At 37.1% G+C, this 17,343-nt stretch carries 16 protein-coding genes and 1 riboswitch; of the genes, 7 read left to right on the forward strand and 9 right to left on the reverse strand.

Annotated features, from left to right (window positions below; all coding sequences use genetic code 11):
- Positions 1 to 6 precede the first annotated feature (6 nt).
- Both D1094_RS13865 and D1094_RS13870 read left to right on the forward strand, forming a co-directional pair.
- Complete coding sequence (locus tag D1094_RS13865; RefSeq protein ID WP_118960709.1) at positions 7 to 549, forward strand: YcgN family cysteine cluster protein; 543 nt, start codon at positions 7 to 9, stop codon at positions 547 to 549.
- Positions 550 to 596: 47 nt separating this feature from the next.
- Positions 597 to 1,466: a DMT family transporter gene (locus tag D1094_RS13870; protein WP_118960710.1), complete on the forward strand. Its 870-nt coding sequence runs from the start codon at positions 597 to 599 to the stop codon at positions 1,464 to 1,466.
- Here the strand turns inward: D1094_RS13870 and D1094_RS13875 are convergent.
- Positions 1,463 to 2,590, reverse strand: coding sequence for an ABC transporter substrate-binding protein (locus tag D1094_RS13875; RefSeq protein WP_147361080.1), 1,128 nt, complete (start codon positions 2,588 to 2,590; stop codon positions 1,463 to 1,465). The two genes, D1094_RS13870 and D1094_RS13875, sit on opposite strands and share 4 nt — an antisense overlap.
- Before the next feature lie 205 nt (positions 2,591 to 2,795).
- Between D1094_RS13875 and D1094_RS13880 the strand changes: the two genes are divergently transcribed.
- The 4 genes from D1094_RS13880 to D1094_RS13895 all read left to right on the forward strand — a co-directional run bounded on the left by D1094_RS13880 (position 2,796) and on the right by D1094_RS13895 (position 6,700).
- Positions 2,796 to 3,170 (forward strand): BlaI/MecI/CopY family transcriptional regulator, encoded by a 375-nt coding sequence (locus D1094_RS13880; protein ID WP_118960712.1) that lies wholly within the window; start codon positions 2,796 to 2,798, stop codon positions 3,168 to 3,170.
- On the forward strand, positions 3,163 to 4,407 hold the full coding sequence (locus D1094_RS13885) for a TonB family protein (protein ID WP_118960713.1): 1,245 nt from the start codon (positions 3,163 to 3,165) through the stop codon (positions 4,405 to 4,407). Before D1094_RS13880 ends, D1094_RS13885 begins: the two co-directional genes overlap by 8 nt.
- A gap of 188 nt (positions 4,408 to 4,595) precedes the next feature.
- Entirely contained in the window at positions 4,596 to 5,945 is a 1,350-nt protein-coding gene (locus D1094_RS13890; RefSeq protein ID WP_118960714.1) for a DEAD/DEAH box helicase, read from the forward strand.
- Positions 5,946 to 5,968: 23 nt separating this feature from the next.
- Positions 5,969 to 6,700, forward strand: a complete 732-nt coding sequence (locus tag D1094_RS13895; RefSeq protein WP_118960715.1) for a hypothetical protein — start codon at positions 5,969 to 5,971, stop codon at positions 6,698 to 6,700.
- Positions 6,701 to 6,717: 17 nt separating this feature from the next.
- Here D1094_RS13895 and D1094_RS13900 read toward each other — a convergent pair whose 3' ends face one another.
- Complete coding sequence (locus D1094_RS13900) at positions 6,718 to 7,653, reverse strand: GGDEF domain-containing protein (RefSeq protein WP_118960716.1); 936 nt, start codon at positions 7,651 to 7,653, stop codon at positions 6,718 to 6,720.
- A 310-nt stretch (positions 7,654 to 7,963) separates the two neighbouring features.
- On the opposite strand from D1094_RS13900, the gene D1094_RS13905 reads away from it, so the two are divergent.
- Complete coding sequence (locus D1094_RS13905; protein WP_118960717.1) at positions 7,964 to 9,931, forward strand: monovalent cation:proton antiporter family protein; 1,968 nt, start codon at positions 7,964 to 7,966, stop codon at positions 9,929 to 9,931.
- Between the two features lie 9 nt (positions 9,932 to 9,940).
- Here D1094_RS13905 and D1094_RS13910 read toward each other — a convergent pair whose 3' ends face one another.
- The 7 genes from D1094_RS13910 to D1094_RS13940 form a co-directional block, all read right to left on the reverse strand.
- The gene (locus D1094_RS13910) at positions 9,941 to 11,092 is read right to left on the reverse strand and encodes a patatin-like phospholipase family protein (RefSeq protein ID WP_118960718.1); all 1,152 of its coding nucleotides are present in this window, start codon (positions 11,090 to 11,092) and stop codon (positions 9,941 to 9,943) included.
- Positions 11,093 to 11,316: 224 nt separating this feature from the next.
- Positions 11,317 to 11,676, reverse strand: coding sequence for a DUF3718 domain-containing protein (locus D1094_RS13915; protein WP_118960719.1), 360 nt, complete (start codon positions 11,674 to 11,676; stop codon positions 11,317 to 11,319).
- A 61-nt stretch (positions 11,677 to 11,737) separates the two neighbouring features.
- A riboswitch (cyclic di-GMP riboswitch) is annotated at positions 11,738 to 11,847 on the reverse strand.
- A 231-nt stretch (positions 11,848 to 12,078) separates the two neighbouring features.
- Positions 12,079 to 12,735, reverse strand: a complete 657-nt coding sequence (locus D1094_RS13920) for a 3-oxoacid CoA-transferase subunit B (protein WP_118960720.1) — start codon at positions 12,733 to 12,735, stop codon at positions 12,079 to 12,081.
- A 9-nt stretch (positions 12,736 to 12,744) separates the two neighbouring features.
- Positions 12,745 to 13,458 (reverse strand): CoA transferase subunit A, encoded by a 714-nt coding sequence (locus D1094_RS13925; RefSeq protein WP_118960721.1) that lies wholly within the window; start codon positions 13,456 to 13,458, stop codon positions 12,745 to 12,747.
- Between the two features lie 109 nt (positions 13,459 to 13,567).
- Positions 13,568 to 14,491 (reverse strand): hydroxymethylglutaryl-CoA lyase, encoded by a 924-nt coding sequence (locus D1094_RS13930; RefSeq protein WP_118960722.1) that lies wholly within the window; start codon positions 14,489 to 14,491, stop codon positions 13,568 to 13,570.
- A complete protein-coding gene (locus tag D1094_RS13935; RefSeq protein ID WP_118960723.1) occupies positions 14,491 to 16,521 on the reverse strand; it encodes an acetyl/propionyl/methylcrotonyl-CoA carboxylase subunit alpha in 2,031 nt (676 codons plus the stop codon). Before D1094_RS13935 ends, D1094_RS13930 begins: the two co-directional genes overlap by 1 nt.
- A complete protein-coding gene (locus D1094_RS13940; RefSeq protein WP_118960724.1) occupies positions 16,522 to 17,343 on the reverse strand; it encodes an enoyl-CoA hydratase/isomerase family protein in 822 nt (273 codons plus the stop codon).

Below are 17,343 nucleotides of genomic sequence, written 5' to 3' on the forward strand. Positions count from 1 at the left end.
AGCAGCATGACAAAGAAGAAAAATAAAAAGCCTATTAGTAGATCAAAAGTAGAGCCATTTTGGCAGACGAAAACGTTACCTGAAATGAGCCGTGAAGAATGGGAATCGTTATGTGATGGCTGTGCTAAATGTTGTTTACATACCTTTATTGATGATGATAAAGCCGATAATGAAGTGTCATTGTTACCGACAGATCATATTCAACAAGGTGAAAGCCTATATTATTCAAATATTGCTTGTTACTTATTGAACGAAAAAACTTGTCAGTGTACTAAATATGAGCAACGAACTAAGCTTGTTCCTGATTGTGTCAGACTTACTCAAGATAATATTGAGGGGGTGTTTTTTATGCCGCCAAGTTGCTCTTATCGTCGTATACAAGAGGGTCGAGGCCTTCCATCATGGCACCCTTTATTACATAAAGGTAAGAAGGCTGAAATGCATAAAGCTGGTATGTCAGTCAGAGGGAAAATAGTTAAAGATGATGAAGTTAGCCTAGATGATTTTGAAGATCATATCGTCACTTGGGCGATCAGTGATTTAGATTAACGATTTACCCTGCCAATCTATTTATTACCTTATATTAAGCTATTTTTATGAAAGCTCAGCAGCAAAGTTTATTTTATTTACATTCAGCGGTATTACTTTTTGGTGGTACGGCACTTTTTTCAAAGTTAATTCAATTACCAGCACTTGATATAACCGTATATCGGGTTGCTGTTGCCTTTTTAACATTACTGGCTTTACTGCTAGTACAGCGAAAAAAACTTACCTTGGCGAGTCAAAAAGAGTATGCCGTGGCAATACTTCTAGGTGTGGTTGTAGGCATTCACTGGGTGACTTATTTTGCTAGTATGCAAATGGCAGGTGTAACGATAGGTATAATTTCATTTTTTACTTACCCTGTAATTACTGTTTTTTTAGAGCCTTTATTTAGTAAGCAAAAACCTAAAGTAAAAGATATTTTTATCGCCGTTGTTGTTGTATTAGGGATTTTCTTATTGATACCTGAGGTAAGTTTAGGCAATGAAACTACGCTAGGTATTCTTACGGGTATAGTATCAGCTGTATTTTTTGCTTTAAGGAATATCGTTCATAAAAATTACTTTTCTCATTATTCAGGCCCTCACACTATGCTCTATCAAACGTTAGTTGCCTTTGTGATGTTATGTATGTTTGTTGAAGTGCCTGTATCACAAGTCAGTGATAATGATTGGTTATTGATACTACTTGTTGGCATCGTTTTTACCGCGACACCACATGCCTTATTTGCATCAAGTTTGCGTCATTTATCTGCAACAACTGCAGGTTTGATTTCTTGTTTACAGCCATTATACGGTAGTATTTTAGCCTTTATGTTACTACAAGAAAGAGTTAGTGTAATTTCAATAATAGGCGGTTGTTTAGTTGTCAGTGCAGCTGTATTTGAAACGTGGTCAATAAGCAAAGAAAAAACTAAAAGTTAGCTCTTTTCTTTTGATGCGCCAATACTGAACGACCGGTACAGTTGTTGAAGGCCTTGATGGTTTTGATTTGAATATTGTAAAGGGATCGTTTTATCTCTAAGTGATAGTTGCTCAAATTGATTGATAAAGCATGTTTTGGTTAACATCGCTTGGCATTTCTTAGCAACTTCTGAAAAAATATAAGCATTAAGGTACCCCTCTAATTGAACTCTATTAGGTTGAGTAATTCCCGCTTTTTTCATATCAGCGATAAACTGATAGCAAATTTTCCAAGAACAACGAGTTGGCTCTGGCATTACTTCTGAAACCATCACTCGACTTTTATATTTTAATCGACTGTACAAATCGGCACTAGAAATAAATGACAACGTAGTATAAAAAGGAGTAAAGCCTTGTTCGAAACCAAGGTTAATTAATTTAGCTAAAGGTTGGTACGTACCAACGAAAATAACCGCATCAAGGTCTTTAGGTTTTATCGTTGAAAGCACCTGAGAGATATCATCACTATTTCTTCGATACCTACTTGTTACCGTAGGAGTAAGATTAAACTCCTTCATGTAGTGTAAAAAAAACTTTTCCGCAGCTAAACCAAATTGATCCGCTTGAATGACCAGTGCTATCTTTTTAAATCCCTTTTCCTTAATTAAAAAATCAAGTTGTAACTTTGCTTCTTGTTGGTAGCTGGCTCTTAAATTAAAGATATTCTTATGTTCAGGTGTTCTTAAAAAATCAGCACCGGTGAACGGCATTAAAAATAAGGTGTTCTTTTGTTTAAGAATAGAAAGGATTGCGTGAGAGGTTGGTGTTCCTACATAACCAAATAAGGCAAACACTTCTTGGGCAATTAATTGGTGAGTGTTGGCTATAGTCTTTAAGGGTTCATAGCCATCATCAAGGCTTATTAAGTCAATTTTTCTACCTGATATTCCCCCATTTCTATTGATTTTATCAAAATAAACTTTAGAGCCTTTGTGTAATTCTTTTCCCAATTGTGATGCAGGGCCTGTTAATGCATTAGACATTCCTAGCTTTATTGTTGTAGAGCTAACACCTTGTTCAGCCAAACAATTAGAAGTAAATAGAAAAGTGAATTGTATAAAAATTAAAAATTTTCTTTTTATCAAGCAGGATCCTTAAAACAAACAAGGGAACATAAATAGTGAATTATTATGATTTAATTATAAACATTAATACAGGGAATGCGCATCTTTAAAGTTTAAAAAAGATATTTGACATTATAGATTACAAGTGTAATTCTATTCACCAATGATTACATTTGTAATCATTGGTGAATATTTTTTACTAAGAAATTAAGATGCGAGAACAAAAATGAAAGACATTAGTAAAGCTGAATATGAAGTGTTAAATGCGCTTTGGGAAAAGTATCCTGCCAGCGCAAATGATCTTATTGCTACCTTAAATATAATAAAACCTTGGCATGATAAAACCGTTAAAACATTGCTTAATCGTTTAGTTAAGAAAGAGGCGGTGGGCTTTCAAAAAGAAAAACGCAAGTACCTGTATTACCCTTTGCTAGAGAAAGAGGCTTATACCCAATACGAAAGTAAAAGCTTAATCGAAAGACTATTCAGCGGGCGAGTATCTCCACTTATTGCGGGTTTTGCCAAAAACCAAGAGTTAAAAAAAGAAGATATATCGCAATTAAAAGAAATTATTTCTCAATGGGAGAAGGAGAATGATTGATTTTCTTGCTTTACAGCTATACCCACTTACCGTCTTGTTAACGGTTGCACTATTAACTCACAACCAATTGCTTAAAAAACTCGGTGCTAACGGCACCTATGCATTATGGGCAACTATACCACTAGCATTATTACTTTTTAATATTCCTTTTGATAATTTTATTAGAGTTAATAGCGAACAAAGCTTATACAGCCAATATATCATTTTACCTAAAGTCGCATTACAACAGATTAATTATACTGACTTGTTTGGCGCTGTATGGCTAGGTATTAGTGCTTGCTTAATCGTGTTTGCTTGCCTAAGTCATATTAAATTTAATAACAACCTATTTTTAACAAAAGTATCCAAAGGCATTGAAAACGTCTGTTTTCCTAAAGGACTTATTTTATACCGTAGCAGTCATGTCTATAGCCCAATGCTTGTGGGGTTACTAAAACAAAAGCTTGTTATTCCAGAAGATTTTGAAGAAATTTATTCAATAGAACAGCAGCAATTAATTTTGCAACATGAAATTTGTCATTTTGATCGCAATGACATTTATTGGAACTTACTAGCGTTTAGTTTTATTACGCTATTTTGGTTTCATCCCTTGGTTTGGCTGAGCTACTTTCGCTTTCGTCGAGATCAAGAACTCTCCTGTGATCAAACTGTTTTGGCGCGCAAACAAACAGAGAGCAGGGTTACTTATAGCAAAGCATTACTTGTGACGGCAGAAACTACGCCACCATTAAGTTTTGCTAAGCTATCATTTAATGAATATGGAGATAAAAAAATTATGTTTGAACGTTTAAAGCACATAAAAACAGTTACAAAAAGTAGCAGTACAACACTAGCCATAGTGTCTGTTTTATCGATTTCACTTCTGTCAGCTGTTAGTGTTGCTGGAAGTATTGGCAAAGAAAAGTCAGACTTAAAGGGTGGTATAAAAAAAGAGGCGTATCCTGTCATAAGGATTGAGCCGAAATATCCTACTAAAGCAGCAAAAGAAGGTACTGAAGGTGCTGTAGTGTTAAAGTTTGATATTAATGCTGACGGCAATGTTAAAAATGTTAGTGTCGTTAAAGCGTTACCCAAAGGTGTGTTTGATAAAGTGGCTAAGGTTGCTCTACGTCAATGGAAATATGAGCCTAGTGATTCCTATCACAAAGACCAGCTTGTTCAACTTGATTTTAGGATGGGTCCTGATTCAAGTTTGGATACTTCAAACATGCTAGAAAAGATTAATGTTACTCATTAATGCGTTTTATGTACTTGTGAATTGTTTTTAGTATGCTTATTCAATAATAAAGGTCACTTAGGTGGCCTTTATTATTTCAAGACCTGAAAGGTTCTTAAAAAGTGTAAAGGATAATTCTGCTTTTTGTCACACTTTGTATTATAATCCGCACCCTTATTTTAGTGGTTAGTATTGTCCTTGGAGGATATATGAGTGTTGATGCAATTGGTTTATCGGCTGATTTATTAAAAGCGGTTAAAGCGTGCGGTTATAAAAACTTAACTCCAATCCAGCAAAAAGCTATCCCTTTAATTCGAAAAGGTCATGACTTATTGGCTAGTGCTCAAACAGGCACAGGTAAAACAGCGGCATTTTCATTGCCCATTATTGACAGTATTGTCAGTGAAAAAATAAAAAAAACTGACAGTTCAACACAAAGCTCTGAGCACAACACAGAGCATAATATTCGAGCATTAATCTTAACGCCAACACGAGAACTGGCAATTCAAGTCGCTGAGAATATTAAAACATATAGCGAATTCTTACCTGTAAAATGTGCCGCAATCTATGGTGGTGGTAAAATGGCGTCACAAGGAAACACTTTAAAACAGGGGGTAGATATCTTGGTAGCAACACCTGGCCGTTTGTTAGAACATGTTGCCTTAAGGAATGTCAACCTTAGCCAAGTGAAGTTTTTAGTATTAGATGAAGCAGATCGAATGCTAGATATGGGCTTTTTATCTGATATCGAAAAACTAATGATGTCTATTAAACACAAGCATCAAACCTTAATGTTTTCGGCAACTTTTTCTGAAAAAGTTAAATCGTTAGCTAATCAACTCTTAATGACACCTAAAACAGTGAGTGTTGCGAAAGAAAATAGTACCTCGGGTAAAGTTAAACAAGCAGTTTATTGGGTAAGTGAAGCAAGAAAACGTGAGTTACTCTCTGAGCTTATCGGGGTAAATAATTGGCAACAAGTTTTAGTGTTTGCAGGTACCAAAGAAAGTGCCAATATTCTTGCTAAAGAGTTAAAGCTTGATGGCATTAAAGTGGCATTATGTCATGGTGATAAAGCGCAAGGCGCTAGAAACAAAGCGTTAGAGCAATTTGTTGCAGGTAGTGTTAGGGTACTTGTTGCCACGGATGTAGCAGCTCGAGGTTTAGATATTGATAATTTAGCCTACGTGGTTAACTTTCATCTTCCCTTTTTAGCCGAAGACTATGTACATAGGGTTGGCCGAACAGGTCGAGCTGGAAAGTCAGGTACTGCTATCTCGTTAGTTAGTCCAAAAGATGAAAAATTCTTAGGCAATATAGAAGAATTACTTAACCGAAAATTTGAGCGTATAATTGTTCCTGGTTATGAATTTAACCGCAATGAAGCGCTTGAATATCAAGAAAAAACCTTAAAGCGTGAAAGTAAAAATAGGTATCGTGCAACACAAGAAAAGAATCAGGCTATCGCCAAAAAAAGTGATAAAAAGAAAGCACACCAAAAAAATAAAGCTATGCGTACTAATAGTAAATATAACAGTAAAATTAAAAAGAAGCGTTAGCATTTAGTTAGTGTACTATCGTTATGAATACATCAAGTAAAGATAACGTTGAACAGTGTGAAACCCCTTTTGATAAAAGGCATCTTTGTTGGTTTTGCGGTGAACCCTACTCAACGTTATTTGTTTTTCCACCCATTAAAAGTAGTCATGAGCTAGATGAGGATTTACACCTTACTTTTAATTGCCCTCATGTACGATTATCTATACCTAGCTGTAATGAATGTTTTCGAGTGGCGACTCAATGTAAAGTTGATAGTATTTGGCAAGTAAAAGAACATGTTAAACAATTCTTAATTCAGCATTATCGAAAAGACCTTGCTATAGGTATAAATTGGACGCAACAGTCATTAGCTGAAAGCCAATTTGAAGAGGGTAATTTTGCCGGTTTTCAACGAAGTGCTTGGTTTATGTATGAGGTTGCTAAATCTAGGGTCAATTATCAAGGTTGGCCGTTAGTTATTAAGGGCCTTGTTATTGAACCTGCCATTAGTTTAACTCAATTTCAATTTGATGGAGTATTCTACCCAAGTGTTGAAGACGCTATTTCACATTACGCCAAAGCTTTTTTTTTAGAAAAGTCCTTTTTCAGAGCGGTATTTCATCATTTATCTTTAGAAGAGAAGGGAAAGATAAATGGAAAACGGTTAACTATTCAGCAATGTTTTTCCCATGCAGTACGATTTTGTCGGCTACTTGTAGGAAGTACCCCCGATGAGCGAAAACGCGCTTTTTCTACACTTGTTGGTAAAGTATAAAGACTAAATAATCAGTGCTATACCACAGAAAGTCTTTGAGTTTGATTTATTTTCTTTCTATATAACGCTTGATCTGCACGCTCGAAGAAGCTGTGTTCATCATCGGCTCTATTCATAAAAGTACTACCTAGGCTACAACCTAGCTTGTATTGAGCAAGTAGCACATTTTCAGGTAAAGCTTGCAATACTCTTTGTTCAATTATATTTAACGCGCTGTCATTAGCATTTTCAACAATAATGGCAAACTCATCGCCACCAAAGCGAAATAAACTATCTGAATCTCGGATACAAGTTTTAAGCACATTAGCAAATTCAATTAACACTTTATCACCTGCAGGGTGGCCAAAGTTATCATTAATTGCCTTAAATTTATTTAAATCTCCAACTACTAACCCGACTAGGCTGTGATGTCTGTTGGCATTATGCATAGCACGCTTTAGTTGCTCATTAAAGTAGCGTCTATTACCTAAACCTGTTAATGCGTCTTGCATCGCCAGTTGCATTGCTTGATGGTAAGCAATAGCATTTTTTAACGGGTGTAATAAACACTGGTGTAATTGTTCAAGGATTTTAAAGCTAGCAATGCTGATAGGCGCGTTTATACTATAAGTAAGCGTGCCGATATAGTCATCGTTTACTTTTAATTGAAACTGACGCTCTTGTTTTGCTTTTCTGCTGCCTCTTAGTGTTTTACTTAAAGACGGGCATTTGAAATATAATCCTGAGAAGTCAAAGTATCGTGCGACTTCTTGAGCAAAAAGCGTTAACAACTCTTCTAAATCTAGTGTCGTTTGTAGTTGTTCAATAATTAATAATGTACTGCGTTTGGTTAACTTTTTACTATCAACGAAATTTTGAGCGGCAAGAGCATCAGCAGTTAAAGTATCTGCTGATAAAGTACTAAAAGTATTAAAAGGTGAAAATCTATTATCAAGTACATTTAATGTTTGCATATTATAACCTCACTTACATCGCTTACAGTGTATTCGTTACCATCTACCTATTAAGCAATCTGTGTGCCATATAGTTAAAGGTGATATGCTGTTAAGCGATGCTTAGCGGTTATAAGGTTAACTTATTTTAACTTATTGATTAATCATTCTATTATTGTCAGTATTAATAATAATAAAATTTGAGTTTTGTCAGTAAATTGACAATTAATTTTTACAACGTCGTCAACATGAAATGTTTTGTTCTCACTAGCGGCAAAGAATTGCCGCCTATAAACATTATTTTATCGATGTGATCTTTTAAGGATGTTACGTGACTGGACATATTGAAATTCTAGCTATTCTCGCAAGTGCAGTGATTGTTGTATGGTTATTTCGTCGCTTAAAGTTACCCGCTATTTTAGCCTACCTTGTTGCAGGTATGTTGGTAGGTCAGCACGGATTGAATATTGCTCAAGAACAAGTTGATTACGATCACTTTGCAGAGTTAGGCATTGTATTTTTACTCTTTACTTTAGGTTTAGAGTTTTCCTTACCTAGGCTTATCGCCATGAGGCACCTAGTACTTTCTGTGGGAAGTATGCAGGTTGGTATTTCGTTGTTAATATTCTTAATTGCCTCACTATTTTTTGGTTTAAGTTTAAGTGCCGCATTTGTTATTGGTGGTATTTTAGCGCTTTCTTCAACAGCAATCGTTATTCGTCAATTGAGTGAAACGGGAGCGATGAATCGTAAATCAGGCCAATTATCAGTGGCTGTTTTATTGTTTCAAGACGTAGCTGTTGTGCCATTACTTATTATTATTCCGATGTTAGCGCAAGGGAGCGAAAGCTCTATGTTATTAGCATTATTGGTTGCAATGATTAAAGGTGTTGTTGTTGTTGTCTTGTTAATGATGATAGGTAAATGGTTATTACCGAGGGTTTTTAATGTTATTGCACAAGTTAGAACCGATGAACTATTTGTTTTAACAACTTTATTAGTGACTTTACTGGCTTCTGCATTAACTCAGTGGTTTGGTTTGTCAATGGCGTTAGGTGCATTTTTAGCAGGTATGATGCTTGGTGAAAGTGAATATAAATATCAACTAGAGGCTGATATTAGGCCGTATCGAGATATTTTATTAGGTTTATTCTTTATCACTGTTGGCATGAAGTTAGATGTTAGCTTGTTATTGTCATCTCCATTCTCCTTGCTTGCGCTGATGGTTAGTTTCATGTTGGTCAAAGTTATTATTATAAAATTACTGGCTGTAAAAGCAGGAGAGTCAAAAAAAGATGCTTGGGCATCTGGGCTTATGCTCGCGCAAATGGGGGAGTTTGGTTTCGTATTAATTGCTTTAGCTAACCAAAGCGAAATCATTCCTGTAAATGTAACATCTATGCTCTTAGGTGCAGGGGTGCTGAGTATGGCAATTACGCCTTATATGATTGACAACGCAAGATCTTGGTCATTGTTTTTGAGTCAGGAAAAAGTCATTGATGAACATGATTTAGAGTCGCTACCAGAAAATAAAACGTTGAGCGATCATGTGATTATTTGTGGCTTTGGCCGTATCGGTCAAACGGTAAGCCGTTTCTTAAAGCAAGAAGGCATAGATTTTGTTGCTATTGATATTGACCCATTACGAACACGTAAAGCGCGTGATGCCGGTGAAAATGTTCTGTTTGGTTCGTCTCGCAAAACGGAAATACTTAATGCGGCTTATCTTACTGAGGCAAAGTTAGTTGTGATTGCTTTTGGTGAAGACAAGCAATCGGTAGAGGTAATACAAAAAGTTCGTTCTATGTCTGAATCTGTACCCATCTTAGTAAGAACACGTAATGATGATCAGCTCAGTGTTTTACAAAGTGCCGGTGCCAACGAAGTTGTACCTGAAAGCCTAGAAGGAAGTTTAATGTTAGTATCCCAAGTACTTTCGTTATCTGGCGTACCGTTTTCTCGAATTATGAGAAGAGTTCAAAAAGAGCGTAAGAATCATTACAACCATTTACATGGTTTTTTTCAGGGTGAACATACTGATATGAGCTCTTCAGGTATTGATAAGATAGAGTTTGCTCACGCCATTATTTTAACTGATGATTCATACGCGTGCGGAAAAACACTGCAATCATTAGATTTAGAAAGTCGACGAGTTTTTATTATCTCTCTAAGAAGAGAAGAAACTGAATATGAATTCCCTGATATAGGGATGGAGTTATTACCTCAAGATACATTGATTTTACGCGGTAAACCTAGACGGGTAGAGAGGGCAGAGCGCTTTTTACAAGAAGGCCATTAATAGCCGCCCCTAAAGAAAAAGAAAGTCTCGTATTTCTTTTTCTTTAGCCATGGCATCATTGAAGCCTAGTTTGATTAATTCACTACAGAAGTTTTTATCAAAAAGTAAGTAACTAACGATACTTGATTCAGCATCATTGCCTATACCAACACTTCTTAGTAATAATTTTACTGACATAGGTAAGTCTTGATAAAAAGAGGCAGCAATTGCATTAAAATCATGACTGGGGTTCAGTACAAAGCTGTCTATATGTTGTAAGCCATCATTGTTATTTCTCACTTCCTCAGGAATTAACGTTAATGTATTATTTATACGTTTCATTCTTTCTAAATCACTGTGCATAGTGTCGGCAAAAATAGAGTCTAATAAGTGGCCAGCAATTGTTGCAGAGCTTGGCGGGTGAGGGTTATTTTCACTACCAAAAAGTGGCTCTTTGGGCTGTTCTACACCGATGACAAAAATTCGTTTAGCACCTAAATGAATCGCAGGACTAAGAGGAGATAACTGGTGGACTGAGCCATCGCCAAAATGTTGGTTTTTAATTTTAACTGAAGGAAAAACCATCGGAATAGCAGAGGATGCCATTAAGTGCTCAGTATTTAGTTGGGTTGCTTCTCCGCGCCTTTTTACTCTATGCCAAGGTTTAATGCTATCAACAGATTGATAAAAGCTAATTGAGTCGCCATTACTGTAACTTGACGCGGTTACAGAAACAGCAGATAAATAGCCCCTTAAAATATTATTATCAATGCGCTGAAAATCTAGCATTTTGTTGAGTAATAGCCTTAAAGGCGCATTATTTAATAAACTTCTGGGTTTTTTGTTGGCGTAATCAGCCTGAAAGCTAGCGAGCATTCCCAAACTAATATGACTAACTATTTTAGATGCCTGACAATGATAAATGCTTTCAATATTAAAGTTTTTCCATACCCATTCGAGTTTTTTTACACCTAAGTGATAACAAGAGGCATAACAGGCTAGTGCTGTCGAATTAATTGCTCCAGCTGATGTACCACAGAGAATGGGAAAGGGGATACCATGATTTCTGGGAACAAATTTAGCTATTGCACTTAACACACCGACTTGATACGCCGCTCTAGCGCCACCGCCTGTTAATACAAGTGCATTTTTACTATCAAGATAATTGCGTTTGTTCGTCATAAAATGAACTTTTTTAAATAGGTATCACGAAAAAGACAAGCTATACAAGACAATAGCTATAACGTAAGTGTATGATGTTTTTAGAAACTATTCTAGTTTCAGTGAGGAATAAAAAAAGCCAGCATAAGCTGGCTTTTTTAAATGACATTGAATTATTAACAAGTAAACCTTCTAACTTTCACTATTATAAAATAAGAGTAAGTAGTGTGCCTATTTGAAAATAATTAACTACTAACGCGAGCGTTAGCAGCATCAATCAATGGTTGCGATCCAGTTTGTATTGAAGCTAAATTGGCTGAAACTACTTTCTTTGGTAATTTAGAAATCATCAAAGAACCAGTTTTAACAGACCCAGAAGCCGCAGCAAACTCTAATAAGTTCTTACCATTACACTGAATACCATCGAAGATACGACGAATTTTTAATTTATTCGTCTTTAAAAATGAACGCATGCGTTTCTTGTCATCGGCAGCAACGTACTCACATATGCTTTGAGCAATGTTAGCAGCTTGTGCCTGTGGCGTCGTTACAGCAGACGTTAAAGTTAAAACAGTGATAGTAGAAGCTATTAATAATTTTTTCATTTTAGTAACCTTTTTAAATACTTGAGTTAATAAAAGAAAAAACCACGGGATGTACCTTGAACGTGGTAACTCCGCTACCATGGTATTACAAATTATGCTAAACATAATCTATATTACTTTAGGCCGGTGGTTTTGCGTCGCCCGCTTTCACAGGTTTTGCCTTTTCTTTGTCAATTTTAATTATCACCAAGAACAGAAGAAAATGCAAGTATGACAAGGGTTAACGCTTGTTTTGTCTATTGTATATTGAAGTTTATCTTGTGGTAGAGCGGGTTAATTGTATACAAGTTACTGATTTGTCATATGGTTTACTGTAACAGGTTGACCAGAATGTTGGGTTTTTACAAATCGCCCAACTGACATTATTTACTTGTCTGTTTGGGCGATTTTGCTTTTAAGTCATTAAAAGGTCATTTCTGGAATATCGCCAGAAACCACTAATTCACCTTCCGTTAAGTTTTTAATTTCTTCAACAGATACCCCTGGTGCTCTTTCTAACAAGTGGAATTTACCTTCTTTAATTTCAATAAAGGCAAGATCAGTTAATACCTTTTTAATACAACCTTTGCCGGTTAGAGGTAAAGAGCACTCAGTTAATAGCTTTGATACACCATGCTTTGAAGCGTGGGTCATGGTAACTATAATGTTATCTGCACCAGCCACTAAATCCATAGCACCACCCATGCCTTTAATGAGTTTTCCAGGGATCATATAAGAGGCAATATTGCCATTTACATCAACTTCAAATGCACCAAGTACCGTTAAATCTACATGCCCACCACGGATCATTGCAAATGATTCTGCTGAATCAAAAATAGAAGCCCCAGTTGCCATGGTAACTGTTTGTTTACCTGCATTAATTAAGTCAGCATCAATTTCCTCTTCTGTAGGGAATTGCCCCATGCCAAGTAAACCGTTTTCTGATTGCAGCATCACTTCCATACCTTGTGGTACATAGTTAGCCACTAAGGTAGGAATACCTATACCTAGATTAACGTAATATCCATCTTGAAGTTCTTGAGCAACGCGTTGTGCAATTTGTTCTCTTGATAAAGCCATTTTAATCTCCTATGCCTCTGCTTCACTTGGTCTTACGGTACGCTGCTCTATACGTTTTTCAAACGTACCTTGTATTAAGCGATCAACATATATACCGGGGGTGTGAATTTGATCTGGGTCTAACTCTCCTGGCTCTACAATCTCTTCGACTTCAACAACGGTAATTTTACCTGCTGTCGCAGCAAGCGGGTTGAAGTTACGGGCAGTCTTTCTAAAAACTAAATTACCGTATCTATCCGCTTTCCACGCTTTAACAATGGCGAAATCACCAGTAATCGATTCCTCTAGAATGTAATCGCGACCGTTAAATTGTCTTTCTTCCTTTCCTTGAGCAACGGGGGTACCAAAGCCTGTTGCAGTAAAGAAGGCTGGTATACCAGCTCCGCCAGCGCGCATTTTTTCTGCTAAGGTTCCTTGAGGGGTTAATTCTACTTCAAGTTCTCCTGCCATCATTTGTCGCTCAAACTCAGCGTTTTCGCCAACATATGAGGCGACTATTTTTTTTATTTGACGATTAGGTAATAAAATACCTAAACCAAAGTCATCAACGCCGCAATTATTTGAAACAAAAGTAAGGCCTTTTGTACCTTTTTTCTTGATTTCATTAATTAAATTTTCTGCAATGCCACATAGCCCAAAGCCACCAGAAATTACAGTCATATTGTCTGATAAACCTGCCATGGCTTCTTCATAGCTTGACACTACTTTGTCAAATCCGGCCATATTACTCTCCTCGTTAAAGCTATTGATACTGTTAATCGATGATATCGCTAACAGTGTGATTTTTCGTTTTACTGTAAAAGCAGTATATGAACTGCTTAATTACATTTTGCTATTGTGCTTTAGCAAAATAGGCGTTAGAAACCTTTGATACGGGTGTTTTTTTGAGTTTTTCACTTATTGACCAACCTGCTTCAAGTAAGAGGTTAAAATCAATGCCAGTTTCAATATTCAATCCGTTTAATAAGTACACCACATCTTCTGTGGCGACATTACCTGATGCCCCCTTAGCATAAGGACAGCCGCCTAAGCCTGCAATAGCACTATCGATAACGGTAATACCAGCTTGTAATGCGGCGTAAATGTTTGTTAACGCTTGGCCATAGGTGTCATGGAAGTGAACGGCGAGTTTTTCTGTTGGCACTCGGGTGCTAACAGCGCGTATCATTTCAGTTACACTAGCAGGATTACCAACGCCAACGGTGTCGCCCAGAGATATTTCATAACAACCCATTTTGAATAATTTTTCTGCTACATCAGCAACTTGCTCCGCTGAAATGTCTCCTTCATAAGGACAACCTAGCACACAAGAAACATAGCCTCTCACTTTTATATTTGCTTTGTTTGCCGCGTCCATTATAGGTTGGAAGCGCTCAAGGCTTTCATCAATAGAGCAATTGATATTTTTTTGACTGAAGCTTTCAGATGCCGCGCCAAAAATAGCCACTTCATCGGCATTAACTGCCATTGCAGCTTCAAAGCCTTTCATGTTTGGTGTTAATGCAGCATAAGTTACCAAAGGGTTACGGTTAACTGTTTGGAACACTTCGCTGGAAGTTGCCATTTGAGGTACCCATTTTGGGGAGACAAAACTTCCACTTTCTATGTAATTAACACCTGCTTGAGCAAGCTTTTCAATTAACGCTACCTTATCTTTAGCACTAACAGGCATACTTTCATTTTGTAGACCATCGCGCGGACCTACTTCAACTATTTTTACTCGGTTAGGTAAGGTTGGAAAATGGTTCTGTGTCATTATGCGTCCTCAGTTGCAGTGAACGCTAATAATTCTGAACCACCATCAACCATGTCACCAGCAGAGAAAAACACCTCATTTACAGTACCGTTACTTGGCGCTTTAATGGTGTGCTCCATTTTCATTGCTTCCATTATCACTAAGGCTTGATCTTTTTCGACTTTATCGCCTTTGGCCACCAATATGCTTACCATAGTGCCATTCATCGGGGCGGTTAAACCACCATTGTCGTCTTGTGAATCATGGTTACCACAATCAGGTAGTATGTGGGTGAAGCTAAAGACACCATTTTCTCGGTAAATACTTAAGCTATTTTCGACATGTGATACTGTTGCTTGGCTACGATGACCATTTATATTAACTGTGATGACATCATTAAAAATATCGCCTTGGCAATCAACCGTTTGTAAAACTTCGTCATGATTGCTGATGTTAATTAAATAGTAACTATCACTACCTTGCCTTTTTTGTTCAACAGTAACATCGTACTCAATATCATGATGGGATAAGGTTAATTGATGCAGGTGAGCTTCATTGAGTCGCCATGCATTAGTTAAATGCCAAGGCGAGTTAGGATCTGTCGTTAAGTTTGCTGCTTCACTCGCTTTTTTCTGTAAAGATAGCACTAGATACAGGGCTGCGATGGGCAGCTCATTTGCCAGAGATTGGCTGTTTTTATGAAAAATTAAATCATTATTTTTTTCGATAAAGCCAGTATCAATATCTTCATCTATGAAAGGCTTAGAGGTAGCTAAATTGTAAAGAAAATCAATATTCGTGGTTACGCCATTAATACGATATTCACTTAATGCTTTTGCTAACCGTTGTAATGCCTTTTCGCGGTTTTCATCCCATACGATAAGTTTAGCTATCATAGGATCATAAAAAACACTGACTTCATCGCCTTGTCTAACCCCAGTATCTATTCGCACATGTTTGCTTTCGATAGGGGTTTTTAACAACGCTAATTTCCCTGTAGCAGGTAAAAAATCGTTATTAGCATCTTCAGCGTAAATTCTCGCTTCAAAGGCATGACCGTTTAAGATTAATTCGTTTTGTTTTTTAGGTAATTGTTCATTTGCAGCAACACGTAATTGCCATTCAACTAAGTCTTGTCCACAGATTAATTCAGTGACAGGGTGCTCAACTTGTAAACGAGTATTCATTTCCATGAAATAGAAAGAACCGTCAACATCAAGCAGAAACTCTACCGTCCCTGCGCCTTGATAACCGATAGCTTGAGCAGATTTTATTGCTGCTTCACCCATTTGCGCACGTAATGATTCACTCATTTTAAATGCAGGTGCTTCTTCTATCACTTTTTGGTGTCTGCGTTGAACTGAACAATCACGTTCAAATAAGTAGACGGCATTTTGATGATTATCACAAAAAACTTGAATTTCAACATGGCGAGGTTGGGTTAGATATTTTTCAACGAGCATAGTGTCATCACCAAATGAAGACATAGCTTCACGTTTAGCGGCGGCTAAGCCTTCGTTGAATTCTGCTTCACTCCATACTTGGCGCATGCCTTTACCACCACCACCGGCAGTTGCTTTTAATAATACCGGGTAGCCCATATCATCAGCAGCAGCTTTGATAATCTCAGGCGATTGGTCGTTACCATGGTAACCAGGAACTAATGGTACATTGGCATTTTCCATGATGGATTTTGCAGCTGACTTTGAACCCATCGCTTCAATTGCAGCAACGGGTGGTCCAATGAAAGTGATATTTTCTTGAGCGCAAGCTCGACAGAAATCAGCATTTTCTGACAAAAAGCCATAACCGGGGTGTATTGCTTGAGCGCCTGTCATTTTAGCGGCTTCAATAACCTTTTCGCCAACAAGATAACTTTCTCTTGATGGAGACGGGCCTAAATATACCGCTTCATCAGCCATATGTACGTGCAATGCATCTTGATCGGCATCTGAATAAACAGCAACTGTTAATACACCCATTTCTTTTGCAGTTTTAATAATACGACAAGCAATTTCGCCACGGTTGGCAATTAATATTTTACTGAACATTTATGTATTCCTTTTATCATGAGTGCCAAGGTGCCAATTTGCAGCGCGCTTTTCAAAAAAAGCGTTAAGCCCTTCTTGACCTTCATCAGAGACTCTAATGTTGGCAATTCTTTCACTAGTATCAGTTAGTAGCGTTTGATTGATTTCTTTATAAGCTACATCAAAAGCTAATTGTTTAGCTTGTTGCATCGCTTGAGGACCATTAGCTAACAGGGTAGCAATCATTTTATCAACTTCGTTTGCTAGTGATTCTGGTTCTACAACTTCATCAACTAAACCTAACTGCGATGCTTTATCGGCAAAAAATCGCTCTGCTGTTTGAAAGTATCGTCTAGCGGCTTTCAAGCCTATTGCTGATACAACATACGGACTAATAGTTGCAGGGATGAGACCTAATTTGACTTCACTTAAACAAAAACTTGCTTTAGAACTGGCAATAACAATATCACAGCAACTTGCAAGACCAACGGCGCCGCCAAAAGCAGCTCCTTGAATTTTAGCAATGGTTGGCATAGGTAAAAAGTTTAAGGCTTTAAGCATATTTGCTAAGGCGTTGGCATCTTTTAAGTTATCTTCATAAGAATAGCCCGCCATGCGTTTCATCCAGCTAAGGTCTGCACCAGCACTAAAACTTTTGCCTTCAGAAGCGAGAACCATAACTCTAATATCATCTCTACTGGAAAGTGCCTCAAAGGTTTTGGTTAATTGTTTGATAATTTCATCATCAAAGGCGTTGTGTTTTTCACTGTTGTTTAAAGTTACAGTAGCAACACCTTGAGAATCAATTTTTAATAGCACTTTGTTGTTTTGTTGACTAGTCAT

The organism is Colwellia sp. RSH04 (assembly GCF_003545765.1).
In the GTDB taxonomy this organism is placed as follows: domain Bacteria; phylum Pseudomonadota; class Gammaproteobacteria; order Enterobacterales; family Alteromonadaceae; genus Colwellia.

Bases quoted from the DNA above. Each gene is read 5' to 3' on its own strand.
- D1094_RS13865 (WP_118960709.1), top strand. From the start codon at position 7: ATGACAAAGAAGAAAAATAAAAAGCCTATTAGTAGATCAAAAGTAGAG.
- D1094_RS13870 (WP_118960710.1), top strand. From the start codon at position 597: ATGAAAGCTCAGCAGCAAAGTTTATTTTATTTACATTCAGCGGTATTA.
- D1094_RS13880 (WP_118960712.1), top strand. From the start codon at position 2,796: ATGAAAGACATTAGTAAAGCTGAATATGAAGTGTTAAATGCGCTTTGG.
- D1094_RS13885 (WP_118960713.1), top strand. From the start codon at position 3,163: ATGATTGATTTTCTTGCTTTACAGCTATACCCACTTACCGTCTTGTTA.
- D1094_RS13890 (WP_118960714.1), top strand. From the start codon at position 4,596: ATGAGTGTTGATGCAATTGGTTTATCGGCTGATTTATTAAAAGCGGTT.
- D1094_RS13895 (WP_118960715.1), top strand. From the start codon at position 5,969: ATGAATACATCAAGTAAAGATAACGTTGAACAGTGTGAAACCCCTTTT.
- D1094_RS13900 (WP_118960716.1), bottom strand. From the start codon at position 7,653: ATGCAAACATTAAATGTACTTGATAATAGATTTTCACCTTTTAATACT.
- D1094_RS13910 (WP_118960718.1), bottom strand. From the start codon at position 11,092: ATGACGAACAAACGCAATTATCTTGATAGTAAAAATGCACTTGTATTA.
- D1094_RS13915 (WP_118960719.1), bottom strand. From the start codon at position 11,676: ATGAAAAAATTATTAATAGCTTCTACTATCACTGTTTTAACTTTAACG.
- D1094_RS13920 (WP_118960720.1), bottom strand. From the start codon at position 12,735: ATGGCTTTATCAAGAGAACAAATTGCACAACGCGTTGCTCAAGAACTT.
- D1094_RS13925 (WP_118960721.1), bottom strand. From the start codon at position 13,458: ATGGCCGGATTTGACAAAGTAGTGTCAAGCTATGAAGAAGCCATGGCA.
- D1094_RS13930 (WP_118960722.1), bottom strand. From the start codon at position 14,491: ATGACACAGAACCATTTTCCAACCTTACCTAACCGAGTAAAAATAGTT.
- D1094_RS13935 (WP_118960723.1), bottom strand. From the start codon at position 16,521: ATGTTCAGTAAAATATTAATTGCCAACCGTGGCGAAATTGCTTGTCGT.
- D1094_RS13940 (WP_118960724.1), bottom strand. From the start codon at position 17,343: ATGACTAGTCAACAAAACAACAAAGTGCTATTAAAAATTGATTCTCAA.